We start from the raw sequence: 18491 nt of genomic DNA, 5'->3' as shown, positions 1-18491 counted from the left end.
ATCATTCAACGGGTAACAGCTTACGTGTTTGGATAATGTAGTTATTCTTGTTTTTGAAATCCTCAAATTCACCGGTCAATTTGTTTCTCAGACTTTGATCTTCGATTGGGTCTATATTTAAACCATCTGTTATGACAAAAAGCTGGTCATCAGAGAGAAAATATTCACCATTTAAATATTCCATCAGTTGGCTTTTATTCCGCATAAGTGGCATAGCTATTTTGGACTGGAATACACGTGAAGTATCCATTACCTGCCCCATCCAGGTTTTCTGTTCAGGAATTTGTATTCCTAGTTGTGCTTTCAAAAATGCCAGCAGGGAAGGGGTTACTTCAAAATGGCTTACCATCCCTTTGAAATAAGAAGGTCTCTTGATTAAGGGTGAATAGATAATCAGGGGAACATGAAATCTGTCAATACGGGAAGCCATTGGTATTTCAGGCAAGCGATGATCTCCTGTGAACACAAAGATCGTATTGGCAAACTCAGGCTTTTTGCTGTATGCTGTGATAAAATCCTTCACCGCATCATCAGCATACAGGATTGTCATGTAAATATTTTTATAATCCCTGTACTCCATTTTTTTACCATCTGGGAGGTTAAGGTAGTTTACCAAATGATCTTCAAACTTCTTGGAATAGAATTCCGGCTCAGGTACCAAATAGGGATCATGGGAAGTAATGGTTTGGAAAATACCTACGTGTGGCATACCATCATTTTTCGGGAATAATGAAAGCCCATTGCTAAAGGTCTCTTTATCACCATATCCCCAAGAAAAACCACTATTGGAAGGCATTTTTTTATATTTCGGATCAAAACTTTTTATATCAACTATTTCTGATACCCCGGCATATTCCAAAAATTCCTTTTCATGATCGAAGCTGATGTCTGTGCCAATGAAAAAACTGGATGAATAACCGTTGTTATGCAAGACACTTAGTAAGCTCTGATGAGGTGGGAAATCTTCATAAAGCTCCAAGAAGCCTCTTTCTCCATAAGGCAGCCCTGCAAATAACCCCGGAAGTATACCAAATGTCCTTCCCGTAGAAGAGATTGCATTTGTCCATACCAGACTGTGCTTTTCCAAAGAATCGAGAAAAGGTGTGAAACTTCCAAGGTAAGCATCTTTACCTGAGTAAGCTTTGCCCAGGCTTTCTATCAGCACAAATACGATATCAGGAGATGTAGACAAGCTATCAAAATAAGGACTCAGCACATCGGGATAATCTGCAGTGTATAGAAATGGGTAATCAGGATCAATGTATTCCTTCTTCACATATAACGAATCATTGAGTTCACGTAGATAAAAATCAAAGTAATACTCATCTTTATACACCAAATAGTCAAAAGCCTGCTCAGAGAGATACCTGGACTTATTTAGCTGAATATTGGTTTTTATTTCGTCCAGTTTATCCGAATCTGTAACAGGTATAAAATAAAAGAAAATCAAAAACCAGTACATAGTAATGGTAAAGACCAGAGCTGGTTTTGTATTAAAAACCAGGTACTTATTGGCAAAATTGAAAATTAAAAATAAGGCCGTACACACCAGTAATCCACCGACAATTGTCGTAGCATTGAGCTGTCCGGAGGACCTGACTGTAAGAATTATATCAACTATACTGTAGGCGAAAAGATCTTTTCCAAGTGGTTGTAAAGTTTTGAGAAAATAAAAAATCAAAGCAGTTTGGGCCAAAAGAGCGATCACTAACCAGATTTGGGTGAAGCGTTTTGCAAACCTAACAGATACTAAACTAGTAATTACATGAAGGATAAAGAGTAAACCAAGAAAATAGAGAATCCAATTGAAATCATCAAAAAGACTAAAGCCGATTACTTCTTGAAAAGTGACACGAATTGTATGCGTATTGAAAATTAATACCAATTCAATTACTCTTAGTAAGAGCATTAACACTGAGAAAATCAGTGACATACTCCAAAAATTGGTTAGAGTAGCCTGAATTTTTGCTGGTAGATTAGAACGAATTTCAGCCTTTTGGGCCATATTTACGCGTTAACTTTTTGGGTGAAGCCCGAAAAGATAGGGCAAAATAAGGTATCTTCAAGTAGAGAATCAAATATTATATGGGCAAATCAGATTTGTTATTGGAGTTGTATTCCAATTTAAGTACTACAGGGGCTTTGACCTTCAGTTCAAAAGCACTTGTAAATAAAATGCTTTCACAAGCAAATATAAAAAGTGCAAAATTGATAGTGGAATTAGGCGGAGGAGATGGGAGTATCACTCAGGGAATTGTAGACAGGCTTGATCCGGATGCCGAACTTTTGGTTTTTGAAATCAGCAAATCTTTCTGTAATTCCATGGATAAACTATTTCCTCAAGAAAATGTCAAAATAATTAACGATTCCGCAGAAAATATTGATAAGTATTTAAATGGAAGAAAGGCGGATTACATTTTATCCAGTCTGCCCTTCAGCTTTATCGCACCTGAAGTGAAGGATCAAATACTTTTTCAAAGTAAATCTGCACTCACAACCAGTGGTTATTTTATTCAAATATGCTATTCTTATTTGTTGAAAAACCTGTTCAAAAAGCACTTCGAAATGGTAAATACCAGTTTTACCCTCAAAAATCTTCCTCCGGCATTTGTGATGGTCTGTAGGTGAATTGCAACTATGGAAGTGCTCAGAACAGCCATTTTGGATATGCTTAAGCGAAAAAAAGGTGGGATTCTCACTTCATCCGAAGTAGCACAACGGATGTTTCCTGAAGACTGGGAACAATTTCTGGAAGATGTGAATAGAGAAACAATGGAATTGTATAGAGAAGGCTTAATAAGTATAGGTAGGGATGATCAACAGGAGGGATTTAATACTTCCAAGGCTTCTTTGCAAATATTACCGCCAGGCAAACTTTAATGGACTCATTTCAGTTTGCAGGGCAATAAGAAATTTGAGCTATGGATAACGAATTGAAACTACCTGTGACAGCTGTGCAAATTCCTGAAGGGCTAGATCTTATTACACTGGGAGCAGGGTGCTTTTGGTGCATAGAAGCAGTCTTTCTACCTATACGGGGAGTTGAAAAAGTAGTTTCTGGTTATTCCGGTGGTTTTGTCGAGCATCCTTCCTACGAGGAAATTTGTAGTGGTACAACCGGTCACGCTGAGGTAATTCAGGCTTATTACGACCCTTCTATGATAAGTTTATCAGAGCTCTTGGAAGTTTTTTGGGCGACACATGATCCAACTACCCTAAATAGGCAAGGGGCTGACACAGGCCCGCAATACAGATCTTCTATTTTCTACCACAATCCTGAGCAGGAAAAATTGGCCAGTACAATTAAGACTCAATTAAATGAGTCCGGGGTGTTTGAAGATCCTCTAGTGACAGAGATTGCTGCTTTTACTAATTTTTATCCAGCGGAGAATTATCATCAAGATTACTATAATCAGAATGGAGCAGAACCTTATTGCCAGTTTGTAATCAAACCGAAAGTGGACAAGCTGAAGAAATTCTTTGCGGAGCGCTTAAAATAGTATTTGTTATTTTTGCCCTGCAAAACACAGGTGTACTTAAGAAATCGAACATGACACGAAGCGCCGTACAATGGGATGGTTATCTGCCATGTGAGATTCCACCGGACTGCCGGCAGACAGATGTGGCCAATATAAATCAATTATGAAAAGAACCCGAGCACATGAATCCAGAGCCGCGATCGAGCGATTGTATATTACGATGCGACACCTTTTTACACGAGGTAGCTATAAACCTATGGGAGTTTCAGGTGAAAGTCTTGTCGAGGCCCTTCGCGTATTAAGTCCTGAGATCTACGGATTGGTCACAGATCATGAGAAAATCGAGTTGGATGGATTGCTCTATGTAATGGAACGTTTGCCTAGAGGAATAGAAGAGTGCCGTTTTGTCCGATTAATCAGTCGTGAAGGCTATGAAACTTCTAAGCTGGAGGCGATTGTACCAGCCAAACGAAAGCGTAATTGCTATAGACTGGATGAAAATATAATGTATGTAGAGATGACACGTGGCCGCTCAGATATTTACGATATTTTGACGCACTTGACATTTTTGTACATAGAGTCAAACAAAATCTATAACAACAGCACTGATCCAAAAGGCAAGATTTCTACCAATTGGCTTATGCTGGAGGAATTTGTGCAAAAGGAAGCAGCAGGTGAAGATTTTGAAAAAGAAGCTGCCAGTGCATATTTAAGCCATCTTATAGGCAGAACCTACGAGGAGACAGTTCAGGCTGTCGACAAGTTTGAAAAAAGCAATAATTCCAATAGTCTTTTCTCTATCGTTTACCATATGGGGAAACTAGCTCAGGAAGAAGCTACCAAGAATCTAGACCGTGAAATATCATTCTCCACTACACTTAGAGAGCGCATCGGACATCACGTCTATGGAGAAATGTGGGCTAGGAGAATTAAAGTTGCCTTGGACGACCATGATTTACTGAAGCGTCCTATCCATATTATCTCTGCCAATCTCCATTCGGTAGTCAATACGATTTACGGGGCGCAGCTACTCAGTCTGAAAGACTATGAAGCCCTGGAAAATGTGGTGATGGATATTTCTGTCAAAGCCAAAAACCATAAAGGGGCAGCAATAGAAAAATATGCCATCAAGCATGGATTTATAAATCTTCCCGATGAGTCTGGGACGAATATTGGTGCCCAAATTATTGACACAGCTCTATTGGAAAAAGATGAGCTGATACCCGGCGTAAAACTTCCAAAAGAGAAAGAGAAAAGACCTGTCTTCGTGGTGATGGATTACGCTTTTGGAGAGCAGGCATACGAATGCTTTGATGAACTCTTAAAACCTTACAATAAAGATGAAAAATCCATTCCTTTAAATGTTATCTCTACATCCATCATGGGGAAAGCCGGAATACTTTATGGTGGAAAAGGCGATCTGATGATACCCAATGCCCATGTATTTGAAGGGACTGCTGATAATTATCCTTTCAAAAATGAACTGAAAAAGAGTGACTTTGAAGGTTTTGGTTTAGGGGTTTATTCGGGAACCATGATTTCCGTCCTGGGTACATCTCTCCAGAATAAGGATATACTTACTTATTTTATGGATTCGTCCTGGAATGCGGTAGGATTGGAAATGGAAGGTGCCCATTACCAAAAGGCCATTCAATCTGCCTCAAAAATCCGTAGGTCCATCAGTCCAAATGTGAAAGTACTTTATGCTTACTACGCTTCAGATAATCCGCTGGAAACTGGAAGTACGTTAGCTTCCGGGGCTTTGGGAATGGAAGGTGTAAGACCAACATACCTGATCACCTATAAGATCCTGGAGAAGCTTTTTGGCTAAAATTGTAGGCTGGATTGTAACATCTGGCCCTTTTTCCATCTTTTCATAAAGCCCTACCATGAAATATTATTTAAGTCTTTTGCTAGTAGTTGCCCTTTTTCTTCAAGGGTGTAGTGATGACAATCCCTTAAGTACCCTTGCGTTTTACTGGGACCAAACTGGGTGTGCTGATCCATGGAATTCTAATGCTAACCACACCAATGAGGAAACCCAAACTGCTGTGGAGAATTACTTGATGGATGAAGGGGTCATAGGTGCAATGGTGATTTCCATTACTAGTGATGGAATTCAAATGGGATGTGAAGCATGTTTTTGTACAACAGGAACCAGAATCAATATTTCAGTTCCAGTCAGTCAGAAAGAGAGAATGATTGCCTTGGGGTTCAAGGAATCCAACTAAGAAAAAAAAGTCAGATAAGCCTTCGACCTTCCTCTAGTAGACATAAGAAAGCAACAAATCCGACATAATGGATAGCTAGTCTTGATCTTTTTTATCTTTCTTTTGCGAAAAAAGCCAAGGCCATAAATTAGCCTCATTGCTTACCTGATACCAGATATTATGACCCTCATTTTCATATTCTGTGTAAAGCGGGGTCCCGCCAGCACCTTCCATTGCGGCTATCATATCCCTTGATCCACTCACAGGGACATTTTTATCTTTTCTTCCATGAAAAGCCCATACGGCCACTTCTTTAATTCTCGAAGCCAATGCAGGTTTACCTTCTCCACAAACAGGTATAGCAGCAGAAAATAGATCGGGTCTAGCAGTGATAAAATGCCAGGTTCCATACGCCCCTCTGGATACCCCGGTAATATATCGGCGGTTTTTATCGATGTTTTCGGTATGGTCCAAGGCTTCGATAGCTTCAAAAACGACTTGATCTATGACAGGAGTATTGGGAACACCTCCCCAGCCTTCACCATCAGGGCAGAAGGGTACCATGATATAAGCAGGGTATTTTAGCCGATTCACGTTTTCTGACAATACTTGTGCGGCACTTCCATGATATCCCCCGGCAGGAAGAGATACCACTAGCGGATATTGTTTTGTGGAATCGAAATGAACTGGCTTGAGTAGTAAGTAATTCAGACTATCTCCCAGGCTTCCAACAAACGTCTTTTGATCAAACAATTCTTTCATTTGATCGGTTTTTTCCTGATTTTTTCCCTGCCAATAATGAGACATATAACTATCTCTAAGAAAAATAAACCCGCTTGCCAGAAAAGAAACAAGCAATAGAAATTTGAAAATAACAAATCGGTTATCTGCTTTTTTAGGAGCAACTTTATCCGTGGATTTCAATTCCAACTGGAAATTCAGAACAAAGAAGATCGGAAGCAGTGTAGTGCTCAGGGATATCCAACGTGAAGCTTGATCTAGCATCCAAAGCGTTGGATTGTCTTGAATCGATAAAGCAAACAAGCTGATTGCCAACAGAAGACCACTGCTGATGAGAATAAGAATACCAGCTGGTTTAAGCCATTTTCGTCGGGATGCATTAGAAAAAATGAGCGTGCCAGCAAAAATAATCGAAGAGCACAGCAAGAATATAACTATGATAAAGTATAAACCTTCTAGCTTTCGATTTTGAATCATCTTATATAATACAAGGATCTGAAACAAGGTGAAAAAGGCTGTAAGCAATAAAGTGTAAAAGGCAAGTCTGTAGCCTTTATGATAGAAATACTTAGCTAAGGCAGCAGTTCCTGCGAAATAGACGATACCCGAGAGAAAGAAATAATAATTATAAATCTCCAGGTAAAACATCTTGGCTCCAATTCCCAAATATACCGCTGCAAGTAAAAAACCAGTTATCATGGTCAAAACCATGGTAAATATCCCGAAACTGTATTCGCTTTTATCCATTATTCTGGGATTTTATCGGAATCCAAAACTCTTCCTCAGAATCCGGATCATTGTTTTTATACTTTTCTCCCATGAGTGCAAAATGAGGGCGATGGTCTAACTCATAAATTGAATCAGGAATCCAGCTTCCAATAATGTACTGATACAGTTTCGGAGCCTCACTTGCTATTCCTTTAAAAGGAAATACAGCGTATAGTCCAGTTGGGATAATGACTGTTTTCATCCCTACTGGAATAATTTCAAATTTTTCTACTTTCACCGCTGCCCATTTCTCAAATTCACCTGTAGGATTAAATGAAGCGAAATAGGAAGGAGAATCATATATTTCAACCGAATACAATTCGCTTCCAATGCTAGGAACTATTTCCTTTTTACGTGGCATAAATGATTTCCATAACTCTTCTGTTCGATTATTCAGCAGGCTCATTTGTATCTTTATTCCAACGAGTTTTGTTTCAGAAAGCGTTTGTAGGGTTGGATTCATCAGAATATCATTTGGAAATTAGCACACACAGTTGGGTTCAATCAAAATGCAAATTTAAGATAACAATAAATACAACAGCCGCCCTCAGTGGATTCAATCTATTCTTCGTGGTAACTGGTGTCGGTGAAGTTTCGAAAACCTGCTCCCTAGACCAATGAAGGTATTTTAGGAAGTATTCATGCAGCTACAATTGACATTTATGCCAACTCTTCGTATCTTGGGAGAGTCAACTAGTTGTGATTCTACACAATTAGGGGCTATATTTGGAAAGGCGTAGAAAAACAAGTACGTCTCTTTTTATACTACTTCACTCACCTCATTTTGGACTTCTCATCATTTAACTTCGAAACCTCGCTTCAGGAAGGACTGGATGCAATGGGTTACGAAAAACCAACCCCAATCCAGGAAATGGCCATTCCGGTCATCATGGAAAACAAAGATCTTATCGCATGCGCCCAGACGGGAACAGGTAAGACAGCAGCGTTTATACTTCCCATTTTAAATAAAATAAGCAAGAGCGGAACAAGCACTTTGAATACACTTATTCTAGCGCCGACCCGGGAACTTGCCATTCAGATTGATCAACAAATCCAGGGGTTTGCTTATTTCCTGGGGATAAGCTCTATTCCGATTTATGGAGGCGGGGATGGGATCGTCTGGGAACAGCAGAAGAAAGCACTGGAAACTGGAGCAGAGATTATAGTTGCCACGCCTGGGCGTCTTATTGCCCTTCTTGCAGGGGGCAAAATTAATTTGTCTACGCTTGAGCATTTGATTTTGGATGAAGCAGATCGGATGATGGATATGGGGTTCTCGGACGATATTCTGAAAATCGTCAATTACCTTCCAAAAGAGAGGCAGACCGTTCTTTTCTCCGCTACCATGCCTCCCAAGATCAGGCAATTTAGTATGAAGTTTCTAAACAATCCTGCCGAAATATCCATTGCTATCGGTAAAACGGCTGAAGGAGTAACCCAAGCTATGTATTCTGTGTATGACACACAGAAGGAAGAGTTAGTTAAAAATATACTTTCCCAGAAAGCTTATGAAGCTGTGATAATTTTTGCTTCTACAAAGGAAAAAGTAAAATCACTCTTTAAAGTACTAAGAAAGCATTTCGATATTGAGGCTTTCCACTCAGACCTGGAGCAGGTAGAGCGGGAAAAGATCATGTCGGCCTTCAAAAACAAATCAGTCAAAATCCTGATTGGCACTGACATCATTTCCCGTGGTATAGACGTTGTCGGGATAGAACTGGTAATCAATTATGATACGCCATCTGATCCTGAAGATTATGTACATAGAGTAGGGCGTACTGCCCGTGCAGATGCAAAAGGGGCTGCTATTACTTTTGTTAATCCTAAGGATCAGTATAAGTTTGATAATATAGAAAAACTGATTGGGATGAAGATTACCCAAAATCCACTCCCCGAGGGATTTGAAGCCGGTCCAGAATATACGGGAACTGCTGAGAAAAAGAAAACAGGTTTTGGTTCCGGCAAAAAATCCGGATTTAATAAAAAGAATAAATCAGGCTCTTCCGGGAAGAGAAAATCTTTTCCGAGAAGAGAAAACGCCGGGACAGAAAATCATAAGGTGACTCAAAGCGAGCCTGCTGAAGTAAAAAATGCAACTGAACCAAAGGTTTCTTCGGAGCCAAAGAGACTGAAGCCAAGCAAATTCGGAAATAGAAAAAATGTTGTCGACCCTGAGTAATTAACAGAACTTGTAGTTGCGATTACCAAGTACTTCACTTAAATTGAAGTACTTTTTATTTTTAAATCTTAAGGCAATGCAGTACATAAGACTCAGATCAAGAGGCTCCTCGTTATCATTTTTGCAGGAACTTTTGGAGAAAATCGGTTATGGAAATCCTTCGCCAGGTTATTTTGGATCGGAAACTGAATTGGCTGTCAAAGACTTCCAGGCTAAGAGCCGCTTGATAGTAGATGGAGAGATTGCACTAAAAAAGTGGACCTTATTTGTTGAGAAAACAAAAGCAGCGGAAGAATTTAAAGCTATTTTCCTTTGTGGGCAAGACTTCATTGATTTTGCAAAAAGATACCGGCTTTGTCCTGCAGCTGTAAAGGATGTGAATGTGGCAGAAAGTTCTGGAAAGGGATTTTTAATTGATGGAAGACCTAAAATTTTGTTTGAGGGCCATACTTTTTGGAGGCAACTAAAAGCAAGAGGCATCAGTCCTGAGGATTTTGCAAACGTTTCGAACGAAACTGTTTTTGATAAGGATTTCAGCAATAATCATTGCCTGGGAGGAGTTAGAGAATATGAGCGACTAGAGAAAGCAGCTATGATCTCTACAGATCCGGATTTTAGAGAGGCTGCTTTGTCTTCAGCATCGGAGAGGAATCTCGTAGAAGCGTCCGGTCTATATATCCTGAAAAATGGCTGTCTGGTGTATATGCAAAGTAAAAACTGGGTAAAATTCGCCTTATGCTGTAATGGCTTGGGTTATGCAAAGAATAAATACGGTGAAAAGATGGTTAAGGCCTTTATGAAATATTCAATCAACTAATAGCTTATGATACTTGAAGAATTAATAAAACTTTTTGAGAGAGATACAGAGAAATTGAAACTGGAAATCAGCGCGTATTCCCAGGAAGAAAATTTGTGGAAAGTAGATGGAAGCATCGCAAATTCCGCAGGAAATCTTTGCCTACATCTGATAGGAAATATGTCACATTTTGTAGGGAAAGAAATAGGTGGCTTTGACTATACACGTGATAGGGATTTCGAATTTGCAGGTAAAAATGTCCCGAAATCCGAGTTGATTGCCGGAATAGAAAAGCTTCAAAATGTAGTGACAGCCAGTTTGGAAGGTCTGGATGAAAGTATGCTTGAGAAAGACTATCCTTTGGAAGTATTCGGAAGAAAAATGTCTCACAATTTTTTCCTGGTTCACCTCTTTGGCCATTTTAGCTATCATTTAGGGCAGATCAATTATCATAGAAGGTTGCTTGATAAATGATGACAGCTTTCAAGGCAACAAAAAAGTCCCGATTCCGGGACTTTTCTTATTTTCTGTACTGCTTAATTCCTAATAAAGAACTCTAAATCGGATGGTTCCGGGAATATGTTTCAATGCATCGATCGCTTCAGTTGAATAGGCTTTATCAATATCGGTAATTACATATCCGATTTTCTCATTGGTCTTCAGATATTGTCCTACGATGTTGATTTCGAAGTTTGCCAGGATCTGGTTGATCTTTGCCAACACGCCAGGCTCGTTCATGTGAATATGAATTAGTCTGTGCGCATTTTGTAAGAAAGGCAACTGGATATTGGGGAAGTTTACAGAATTGTACGTGTTACCTGTGTTGATATATTCCATGATTTTGCCAGGAACAAATCGCGCAATGTTCTCTTGAGCTTCCAATGTGCTTCCACCGATATGCGGAGTCAAAATTGTATTGGGTAAGCCAATCAATTCAGAAACGAATGGTTCTTTGTTGTTCTTGGGCTCTTCAGGAAATACATCGAACGCACAACCAGCCAATCTTCCCGAAAGGATCGCGTCACGAACAGCAGGGATATCTACCACATGGCCACGGCTTAGATTAACCAAGTAGGAGCCAGGCTTCATTTTCTCTATTTTCTCTCTGCCCAGGATATTATGATTTTCTTTTCTACCATCTACATGAAGAGAAATAATATCGCACGTTTCAAGCAATTCGTCCAATGAATCCACTTTGGTAGCGTTTCCAAGAGCTAATTTCTCGATCACATCGTAATAGAAAACATTCAATCCCATATTTTCAGCAAGGACTGATAGCTGTGCTCCAATATTACCATAGCCTATGATACCTAGCTTTTTACCTCTGATTTCGAAACTTCCAGAAGCAGATTTGTCCCACTTGCTCTCATGCATAGAAGCGGTTTTATCTACAAAATTTCTCATCAAGAAGATAATTTCGGCTATTGCCATTTCCACCACAGATCTTGTGTTGCTGAAAGGAGCATTGAATACTGCAATCCCTTTTTCCTGGCAGGTTTCAAGATCAATCTGGTTCGTTCCGATGCAAAATGCACCTACTGCGATTAGTCTATTAGCATTCTCCAATACCTTTTTTGTGACATTGGTCTTAGAACGAATTCCTAGAATAGAGACCGACTTGATTTTTTCGCAGAGTTCTTCTTCTGACATCGCAGAGCTTACTACTTCTACTTCGTAGCCTTCTTCTTTGAGTAGATCAACACCGATTGGGTGGACATTTTCAAGGAGCAATACCTTGATTCGGCTTTTCGGATAAGAGAATTTCGTGTTCAAATTATTGACGTATAAGATTTCATCCAAACTTGGCGCTATATGATCTGCCTCTTTGGTTACTTTAGGACGGTTTACATTTTCTGTAAATGCATAAAACTTATTGGCTAAACCGGATTTCTTGATTTCATAATCAGTATAACCATCACCTATCACATATATTTCGCCTTCAAGATTGATTTTTTTGATGGTCTCAGCTTTTCCATTATTCTGAGAAAGTGGGTTGTCACGGTTGAAATCTACAATATTATCCGATTCGTCATAGACAAATTCATTTGCAAAAACATTGTCGTGCTGGATACCGTAATCTGCAACAATGGGAATGATAAAGTCTTTAAATCCATTGGATACGATGTAGATGTTATCTGAATTATCCTGTAAGAATTCCTTATTCCGCTCAAAGGATTTGGAGACTTTCTTTTTCAGGGCAGCAATTAAATCAGTGATTTGGGATTTGCTGGCTTTAAGAATATCTATGCGCTGGATCAAGCTGTCACGAAAGGTGACATTGCCTTCCATCCCTTTATCGGTAATTTCCTTAATCGCTTTTAATTTTACTTCCCGGTCTGGATCATTGAGAAGGCTTATTTCTCCCAGAATATCCAGTGCTTCTACTTGAGTAAATGTGCTGTCAAAATCAATAATGAACTTTGTTGGATGAGGCATGCGCAGGGTCAATAGGTTAATTTGATTGCAAAATTACAGGATTGTTAAAAAAATTGAAGTTTTATTGAAAAAATTGTTTCGAATCTTTTTCGCAATCGATTTATTTGTAATAAATAAGCGAAATAGACAGGAATTTTGAATTAGTAGAAGTTTACCAAACATTTTGGCTTTTCTTTTTCTCCTCAATTCTAAGACGTATTTTTGGGTGTAAATTTAATAAAGCTATGAAGATTTCGCATTTAGTAGTGCTCACATTCGGTATTGCATTTAGTACCGCCTGTCAAAATCAGAAGTCTGGAACTGTACTGGAAGAAGTAGCTATTGAAGTAAGCGCTGCTGATACAGTACCAGGGAACTACGGTGCAAGTGTAGCGTTAACAGGAGTGGTTTCACCTGCTGAGATGGTATCTATTGTAGAAAAAGAAGGCAATTTCGAAGGCAAGATCACAGGTAAAATAAATGAAGTCTGCACCAAAAAAGGATGCTGGCTGACCATGGATCTTCCCAATGGACAATCTATGCGCGTGACTTTCAAAGATTATGGATTTTTTGTTCCGACCACATCTCAGGGATATCCTGTGGTCTTGGAAGGAAAAGCGCTACTCACTGAAACTGACGTGGAGACACTGAGACATTACGCTGAGGATGAAGGGAAGTCGAAAGAGGAGGTGGAAGCTATCAGCGAGCCTAAGCGTGAAATTACCTTCGAAGCAGTTGGAGTGATCATTAAAGACAAAGCATAATATGCCGATAGCTCTTGATAATTTGCGGGTAGGCAGAAAATATCAGCTCATCAATATGGGCGAAATCCGGCAAGTAGAGATAGTTTCCCGTCTTCGAGGTACCAATTTCAAAGTAAAGGACCTTGATACACTTGAATATTATACAATAGAGGAATTACTCCAATGGGGGATTGGAAAAGATTACGATATCGATGAGATCTTTCGGTAGAAAGAAGCGCGGATTTATTATTTTCCAATCCTTTACAACGCGTTAATACCCCTAAATTCATTTCATCCACTAAAAAGGTATGAGCAGCAAAAGTACATTTAAAGCTATTACAGGAGCTAAATGCCCCCAATGTCACAAAGGGAACTTGTTTTCTGTGCCAGTATATAGTTTCCGTAACCTGTCAGATGTCAATAAATCTTGTTCTGTTTGCGGAGCTAACTTCCATGCTGAACCTGATTTTTTCTATGGTGCAATGTATGTAAGTTATGCCTTCTCGGTAGCCCTGGTAATAACCACAATGGTTGTGTTAAATGTGCTAATGGACCGGCCTGAACTTTGGATGTACCTGACGACAGTAGCGGTATCCAATGCGATCTTGATGCCGATGATGCTTCGGTATTCTAAAGTACTATATCTTTATAATGTTGGGAAGCTGAAGTATCGAGGTTATTGATTGTTTAAATAGTTTTTTGGGGACAAAAGAACCATAAGTAGACAGACCGAAACCAGAAGCAGGAAAAATAAAGAGGGCAGTCCGCCTATTACGGACAAAATCCGAACACCATCTATCCCTGAATAACTGATCATTATCCAAGAAAGAAAGCCAATCAGCACCCCCCAGATAACTTTAAGGTTTGTGTCCGACCGGAAAGGATCTCGGGCTTGCTTTTTCATACTAATACTTGCCAAGGCATCTGTGCTTGAATCAGCCGCAGTCACATAGGAAATGAAAATACCAATAATGAACAGCTGGGCAAATATTTTGAAATATCCCATCTCTTCAAATACCTTATAAATGATGGATTCTGGTCCTGAGTTCTCAAAAAGATCTTTGTACTCCTGCGCATTACCTGCTGCAAAATCCAGCGTAGTCCCCCCAAAAATCCCCATCCATACCAGGCAAAAAAGAGCTGGTAGAAACCAGTTGACTAAAAGGAATTCCCTCACCGTTCGGCCCACAGCTATTTTTCCCAAAAACAGGGCGGTCATTGGAGCCCAGGCCATCCACATGGCAAAATTGAACGTGGTCCAATCGTAAGTCCATTTGTTTCCCGCTCCATTCAGCTGTAGGCTTAGGTCTGCAAAGTTTGAAAAGTACTGGTTGAATCCTGTCAGAATTGAACTTAGAATTTTGCCTTTTTCCCCTAAAATAACAAACAGAATGGCGATCAGGAAAAAGAATCCCAAATTGAAGAGTGATAGGTTTTTGATTCCTTTTTCGATCCCTGTGGAAGCTGAAATAATGAAGGTGATCAAGATTCCTAGTGTGACGACCCCAGTAAGCAAAGTAGGATTGAGATCTGGAAAAAAAGCCAGGAATCCTCCGGAAAGGCTTAAAATCCCTGCCCCAAGTGCAGCGGCCATTCCAGTGACCAAAGCGAAGAGACTAAACATATCCAATCCGGTTTCCCAAAATCTGTGGGGTGAATTTCCCAGTAAAGGACGTAGCATAATCCCCAGACTAAATCTTTGTTTTCCAGAATAATACATCAATGCAAATACCAAGGCAGGAACAGCATAAATGGCATACGGGGTAAACCCCCAGTGAAAATATAAGGCCCCTAAAGCAAAAGATCGGGCTTCTTCTGAATTTGGTTCAAATCCTTTGAAGTCTGGTGGGAAAATAAAATGCGAGAGAGGTTCAGCACTTCCCCAAAACAGAATACCAACAGCAATAGTTGTACAGAGCACTATTGCAAACCAACTGGTTTTAGTCAGTCTTGGCACAGCTGACTTCCCACCGATTTTATAATTCCCCAGCGGGGAAAAGAATACGGAAATGGCCAGTAGGGTCATTCCAAAGGATACCCAGCTAAAACCAAGTGAAAAGTTAGTGAGTATGCTTTGCTGGATATTCCTACTGACATCAACAAAGGAATCCGGGAAGAAAATACTAATGGATACGGCCAGAATTAAAAGTATAAAAGGTGGCCAAAAGACCCATGGACGAACATTGAATTGAAAAAAGCTTGTTTTGTGAATCATTGGAAAATAAGATACCTGATTTTACGGAAGGCGAAAAATCTTACCGGATTACTTTTTGAGTGAAGGATTAAATTTAATCGCATCTCTTTAAAAGCAGCTTTTCCTGTTCTTCTTTCTTCTGCTGGACACATGGTAGGTGCCGGGCCGACGAAAGCCATTTTCTCAAACTTATTCCCCGCTGTAGCTGATTCGCCCCGTATATCCATTTACCAGCCAAATGGGGGTTTTGGCGGGGTGGAATATAGTGCTGTGGATGGCTTTAAACTTTGAGTAGACTGAGTTTGGTCTACCCTGAGAATTATCGCTAGAATTTATTGGCGGCAGGGGATTTATGCCCAGAAGACAATCTTTTGTTGCCTTTGAACTCAATGTATTAGACTGATTTTGATCTATTTGCTATTGAACCTTACGGTATTACTATATAAACGGAAAATATAATTCTTAATCTCGGACTATCTGCCAAATCATAAGACTGAAATTTCAAGTTAGTAATACTAACTTTTTGGATGATTTGTTAACTTTTTTACTGTTTCCGCGTTTCTTTGCTTGTTACACATCTTTTCTATGGAGAATCTATTAAACAATATGAAGATGGAGGTACATGACAACCTCTATCTGAAAGAACCTTTTAGCTCAGAATTAGGGAGTTCCATAGCACAGGAAGGAGCCATACTCATTCGGGATCTGGGGATGGAGCACTTTACTTTTAAGAAACTGGCCTTACATATCGGGGTGACCGAAGCGGCAATTTATCGTTATTTTGAGAATAAGCATATGCTACTCCTTTATCTTACGGCTTGGTATTGGGCCTGGATGGAAGTAAATTATGTGTATGCTACAGCGAATCTTAAAAGTAGTAAGTCCCGCTTGTCTATTGCAATGAAACTCATGGTGAATGGACCTATATTCACTAAAAACATCCATATAAATCCAATGGATCTGCGCAGTATTGTAGTCAATGAATCCCTGAAAGGTTATCTGACCAAAACAGTTGATACAGAACATGCAAATGGGATTTTTGCCCAGGTTTATAGTTTTGGAGGACGGATTTCCGAATTGATAGTGGAAATAAGCCCTACGTATCCTTTTCCTAAAACGCTGGCTTATACAGTTATGGAGTCTAGTTTACTTCATGCGTTTAATGCCAGGCATTTACCCGGTATGACCGAGCAATCGCTAGACTCGGAAAACCGACTGGTCTTTTTTGAAGAATTAATTGTAAAGGCAATTTCAAATGATTAAAACAAAGGTAATCACACCAATGAAGCGGTTTTTCAATCTGTTGAAAGAGGAAAAGGAACAAGTGTATTCCATCTACTTTTATGCCATTTTGAATGGACTGGTGGCATTGTCCCTGCCGCTTGGGATTCAGGCAATATTAAACTTTGTATTGGGAGGAAGGATTACTACTTCATGGGTGATCCTCGTACTTATAGTCGCTGCAGGTATAGCTTTTGGGGGATTTCTACAGATCTCCCAGTTACAGATTACAGAGAAGATACAGCAAAGGATTTTTGCCAAATCAGGCCTCTCCCTTGCTTACAGACTTCCTAAGATAAAATCCGAGCTTTTTCATGGAAGCTATGCTCCGGAGATTGTTAATAGGTTTTTCGATACTGTAAATCTCCAAAAAGGAGTCTCCAAGATCCTAGTGGAATACTCAACAGCATTGATTCAGGTGATTTTTGGACTCATATTATTGTCATTTTACCATGCTACTTTTATTCTTTTTGGGATAGTGCTGGTCCTGATACTTTTGACGATTTTCTATTTCACCAGTCCAAAGGGAATGGCCACTGCGATGAAAGAGTCTACCCATAAATATCAAACGGCTTATTGGTTAGAGGAAATTGGCAGGACTCACAACACCTTTAAGCTGGTCGGGGGAAATTCAAAGCTACCTATTCTGAGAGCAGACAGGCTTCTGGCACGCTACGTGGATTTTCGAAACCATCACTTTTCAGTTTTGATATTTCAATACAAGGTGCTTATTGGTTTTAAGGTACTGATTGTAACCAGTTTATTAGTAGCGGGAAGTTTATTGTTGATCAATGAGCAAATCAGTATCGGTCAATTCGTAGCAGCGGAAGTAATCATTGTGATGGTGGTGAATGCTGTAGAAAAGCTGATTCTTTCTTTGGAAACAGTGTACGATACGCTGGTAGCTTCAGAGAAACTTGGCCAGGTTATGGACATGGAACTGGAGGATGTAGATGAGCATGCGAAAGATATAACCAACCAACGTAAAGGCATTAAACTGGCAATGGAAAACTTGGTTTTTCACCCTAGAGATGTTAACAAGCCCATTGTAGACGGAGTTTCACTTATCATCGAGCCTGGTTCCAAGACTGTAATTACAGGAAGAAGCGGAAGTGGAAAAAGTGCTATGCTGGCGCTCTTTTCAGGGCTATATGAAAGCTATCAGGGAAAAATTTTAATCAATGATCTACCCCTGGACATGATTCATTTGGATAAATATAGGTCAGTGGTCGGCGATTGCATGGAGTTACAGCAGATTTTCCACGGGACAATAGCCGAAAATATTTTGGTGGGACGGGATATTGATCAAAAACAACTGGCATTTCTTATTGAATTGGTAGGATTAAAGAACTTTGTTTACCAACTACCAGACGACATGGAAACAATACTTCTTCCCGAGGGAAGGGGGCTGTCCCGAAAAATGGCACAAGCAATTATGGTGGCCCGTGCTTTAGTAGGAGAACCCCAGGCTATGGTTTTGGAAAATGCGCTACAGCATTTAGATAAAGACGTGAAAGACCGAGTAAGAGATTATTTGTTTGGGGGAAACTGGACACTTGTCATGGTCACCCAGGATAGGGAAGTGATTGAGCACGCTAATCAGGTTGTGGTTATGGATAAAGGACACATAATTTACCAGGGGAACCAGGCAGGTTATCAGAGTTTTTTAACCCTTAATTCTTAAG

Annotated in this window: 18 protein-coding genes; 13 read left to right on the top strand and 5 right to left on the bottom strand. The window is 39.8% G+C overall.

Features of this window, described 5'->3' with window-relative positions:
* Position 1 precedes the first annotated feature (1 nt).
* Positions 2 to 1933 carry an LTA synthase family protein gene (locus tag AS141_RS04660; protein ID WP_157243390.1) on the bottom strand — a complete coding sequence of 644 codons (1932 nt, stop codon included), beginning with the start codon at positions 1931 to 1933 and terminating at the stop codon, positions 2 to 4.
* Positions 1934 to 2085: 152 nt separating this feature from the next.
* Between AS141_RS04660 and AS141_RS04655 the strand changes: the two genes are divergently transcribed.
* The 5 genes from AS141_RS04655 to AS141_RS04635 all read left to right on the top strand — a co-directional run bounded on the left by AS141_RS04655 (position 2086) and on the right by AS141_RS04635 (position 5710).
* Entirely contained in the window at positions 2086 to 2628 is a 543-nt protein-coding gene (locus tag AS141_RS04655; protein ID WP_057936467.1) for a class I SAM-dependent methyltransferase, read from the top strand.
* Between the two features lie 9 nt (positions 2629 to 2637).
* Positions 2638 to 2880 (top strand): DUF3253 domain-containing protein, encoded by a 243-nt coding sequence (locus AS141_RS04650; protein WP_057936466.1) that lies wholly within the window; start codon positions 2638 to 2640, stop codon positions 2878 to 2880.
* Positions 2881 to 2921: 41 nt separating this feature from the next.
* Positions 2922 to 3500 carry a peptide-methionine (S)-S-oxide reductase MsrA gene (gene msrA / locus AS141_RS04645; protein ID WP_057936465.1) on the top strand — a complete coding sequence of 193 codons (579 nt, stop codon included), beginning with the start codon at positions 2922 to 2924 and terminating at the stop codon, positions 3498 to 3500.
* 142 nt (positions 3501 to 3642) lie between these two features.
* Positions 3643 to 5310 (top strand): DUF6909 family protein, encoded by a 1668-nt coding sequence (locus tag AS141_RS04640; RefSeq protein ID WP_057936464.1) that lies wholly within the window; start codon positions 3643 to 3645, stop codon positions 5308 to 5310.
* A 58-nt stretch (positions 5311 to 5368) separates the two neighbouring features.
* On the top strand, positions 5369 to 5710 hold the full coding sequence (locus tag AS141_RS04635) for a hypothetical protein (protein WP_057936463.1): 342 nt from the start codon (positions 5369 to 5371) through the stop codon (positions 5708 to 5710).
* A 75-nt stretch (positions 5711 to 5785) separates the two neighbouring features.
* Here AS141_RS04635 and AS141_RS04630 read toward each other — a convergent pair whose 3' ends face one another.
* Together AS141_RS04630 and AS141_RS04625 are read right to left on the bottom strand one after the other, a co-directional pair.
* Positions 5786 to 7177 (bottom strand): carboxylesterase family protein, encoded by a 1392-nt coding sequence (locus AS141_RS04630; protein WP_057936462.1) that lies wholly within the window; start codon positions 7175 to 7177, stop codon positions 5786 to 5788.
* Positions 7170 to 7661, bottom strand: a complete 492-nt coding sequence (locus tag AS141_RS04625; protein ID WP_057936461.1) for a GyrI-like domain-containing protein — start codon at positions 7659 to 7661, stop codon at positions 7170 to 7172. The genes AS141_RS04630 and AS141_RS04625 overlap by 8 nt, the downstream gene beginning before the upstream one ends.
* A 321-nt stretch (positions 7662 to 7982) precedes the next feature.
* Between AS141_RS04625 and AS141_RS04620 the strand changes: the two genes are divergently transcribed.
* The 3 genes from AS141_RS04620 to AS141_RS04610 all read left to right on the top strand — a co-directional run bounded on the left by AS141_RS04620 (position 7983) and on the right by AS141_RS04610 (position 10647).
* Positions 7983 to 9377: a DEAD/DEAH box helicase gene (locus AS141_RS04620; RefSeq protein WP_057936460.1), complete on the top strand. Its 1395-nt coding sequence runs from the start codon at positions 7983 to 7985 to the stop codon at positions 9375 to 9377.
* Between the two features lie 76 nt (positions 9378 to 9453).
* Positions 9454 to 10194: an N-acetylmuramidase domain-containing protein gene (locus tag AS141_RS04615; protein ID WP_057936459.1), complete on the top strand. Its 741-nt coding sequence runs from the start codon at positions 9454 to 9456 to the stop codon at positions 10192 to 10194.
* 6 nt (positions 10195 to 10200) lie between these two features.
* Complete coding sequence (locus tag AS141_RS04610; RefSeq protein ID WP_057936458.1) at positions 10201 to 10647, top strand: DinB family protein; 447 nt, start codon at positions 10201 to 10203, stop codon at positions 10645 to 10647.
* Positions 10648 to 10716: 69 nt separating this feature from the next.
* On the opposite strand, the gene serA is transcribed toward AS141_RS04610, so the two are convergent.
* Entirely contained in the window at positions 10717 to 12609 is a 1893-nt protein-coding gene (serA, locus tag AS141_RS04605) for a phosphoglycerate dehydrogenase (protein ID WP_057936457.1), read from the bottom strand.
* 224 nt (positions 12610 to 12833) lie between these two features.
* Here serA and AS141_RS04600 point away from each other — a divergent pair, with 224 nt between their 5' ends.
* The 3 genes from AS141_RS04600 (at position 12834) to AS141_RS04590 (ending at position 14014) form a co-directional block, all read left to right on the top strand.
* The gene (locus AS141_RS04600) at positions 12834 to 13352 is read left to right on the top strand and encodes a DUF4920 domain-containing protein (protein WP_057936456.1); all 519 of its coding nucleotides are present in this window, start codon (positions 12834 to 12836) and stop codon (positions 13350 to 13352) included.
* A 1-nt stretch (position 13353) separates the two neighbouring features.
* Positions 13354 to 13560 (top strand): hypothetical protein, encoded by a 207-nt coding sequence (locus AS141_RS04595; RefSeq protein WP_057936455.1) that lies wholly within the window; start codon positions 13354 to 13356, stop codon positions 13558 to 13560.
* A 79-nt stretch (positions 13561 to 13639) separates the two neighbouring features.
* Positions 13640 to 14014, top strand: coding sequence for a DUF983 domain-containing protein (locus AS141_RS04590; protein WP_057936454.1), 375 nt, complete (start codon positions 13640 to 13642; stop codon positions 14012 to 14014).
* On the opposite strand, the gene AS141_RS04585 is transcribed toward AS141_RS04590, so the two are convergent.
* Positions 14008 to 15546: a BCCT family transporter gene (locus AS141_RS04585; RefSeq protein WP_057936453.1), complete on the bottom strand. Its 1539-nt coding sequence runs from the start codon at positions 15544 to 15546 to the stop codon at positions 14008 to 14010. The two genes, AS141_RS04590 and AS141_RS04585, sit on opposite strands and share 7 nt — an antisense overlap.
* 564 nt (positions 15547 to 16110) lie before the next feature.
* On the opposite strand from AS141_RS04585, the gene AS141_RS04580 reads away from it, so the two are divergent.
* Positions 16111 to 16788 carry a TetR/AcrR family transcriptional regulator gene (locus AS141_RS04580; RefSeq protein ID WP_057936452.1) on the top strand — a complete coding sequence of 226 codons (678 nt, stop codon included), beginning with the start codon at positions 16111 to 16113 and terminating at the stop codon, positions 16786 to 16788.
* Positions 16781 to 18490, top strand: a complete 1710-nt coding sequence (locus AS141_RS04575) for a peptidase domain-containing ABC transporter (protein WP_057936451.1) — start codon at positions 16781 to 16783, stop codon at positions 18488 to 18490. The genes AS141_RS04580 and AS141_RS04575 overlap by 8 nt, the downstream gene beginning before the upstream one ends.
* Position 18491 lies beyond the last annotated feature (1 nt).

It is taken from the genome of Algoriphagus resistens, from assembly GCF_001442615.1.
Classification (GTDB): Bacteria; Bacteroidota; Bacteroidia; order Cytophagales; family Cyclobacteriaceae; genus Algoriphagus; species Algoriphagus resistens.
This window is presented reverse-complemented; position numbering and strand designations above follow the sequence as displayed.

Coding starts and splice junctions, on each gene's coding strand:
- AS141_RS04615 (WP_057936459.1), top strand. CDS start 9,454: ATGCAGTACATAAGACTCAGATCAAGAGGCTCCTCGTTATCATTTTTG.
- AS141_RS04610 (WP_057936458.1), top strand. CDS start 10,201: ATGATACTTGAAGAATTAATAAAACTTTTTGAGAGAGATACAGAGAAA.
- serA (WP_057936457.1), bottom strand. CDS start 12,609: ATGCCTCATCCAACAAAGTTCATTATTGATTTTGACAGCACATTTACT.
- msrA (WP_057936465.1), top strand. CDS start 2,922: ATGGATAACGAATTGAAACTACCTGTGACAGCTGTGCAAATTCCTGAA.
- AS141_RS04635 (WP_057936463.1), top strand. CDS start 5,369: ATGAAATATTATTTAAGTCTTTTGCTAGTAGTTGCCCTTTTTCTTCAA.
- AS141_RS04640 (WP_057936464.1), top strand. CDS start 3,643: ATGAAAAGAACCCGAGCACATGAATCCAGAGCCGCGATCGAGCGATTG.
- AS141_RS04655 (WP_057936467.1), top strand. CDS start 2,086: ATGGGCAAATCAGATTTGTTATTGGAGTTGTATTCCAATTTAAGTACT.
- AS141_RS04575 (WP_057936451.1), top strand. CDS start 16,781: ATGATTAAAACAAAGGTAATCACACCAATGAAGCGGTTTTTCAATCTG.
- AS141_RS04580 (WP_057936452.1), top strand. CDS start 16,111: ATGGAGAATCTATTAAACAATATGAAGATGGAGGTACATGACAACCTC.
- AS141_RS04595 (WP_057936455.1), top strand. CDS start 13,354: ATGCCGATAGCTCTTGATAATTTGCGGGTAGGCAGAAAATATCAGCTC.
- AS141_RS04650 (WP_057936466.1), top strand. CDS start 2,638: ATGGAAGTGCTCAGAACAGCCATTTTGGATATGCTTAAGCGAAAAAAA.
- AS141_RS04625 (WP_057936461.1), bottom strand. CDS start 7,661: ATGAATCCAACCCTACAAACGCTTTCTGAAACAAAACTCGTTGGAATA.
- AS141_RS04660 (WP_157243390.1), bottom strand. CDS start 1,933: ATGTCACTGATTTTCTCAGTGTTAATGCTCTTACTAAGAGTAATTGAA.
- AS141_RS04630 (WP_057936462.1), bottom strand. CDS start 7,177: ATGGATAAAAGCGAATACAGTTTCGGGATATTTACCATGGTTTTGACC.
- AS141_RS04585 (WP_057936453.1), bottom strand. CDS start 15,546: ATGATTCACAAAACAAGCTTTTTTCAATTCAATGTTCGTCCATGGGTC.
- AS141_RS04590 (WP_057936454.1), top strand. CDS start 13,640: ATGAGCAGCAAAAGTACATTTAAAGCTATTACAGGAGCTAAATGCCCC.
- AS141_RS04600 (WP_057936456.1), top strand. CDS start 12,834: ATGAAGATTTCGCATTTAGTAGTGCTCACATTCGGTATTGCATTTAGT.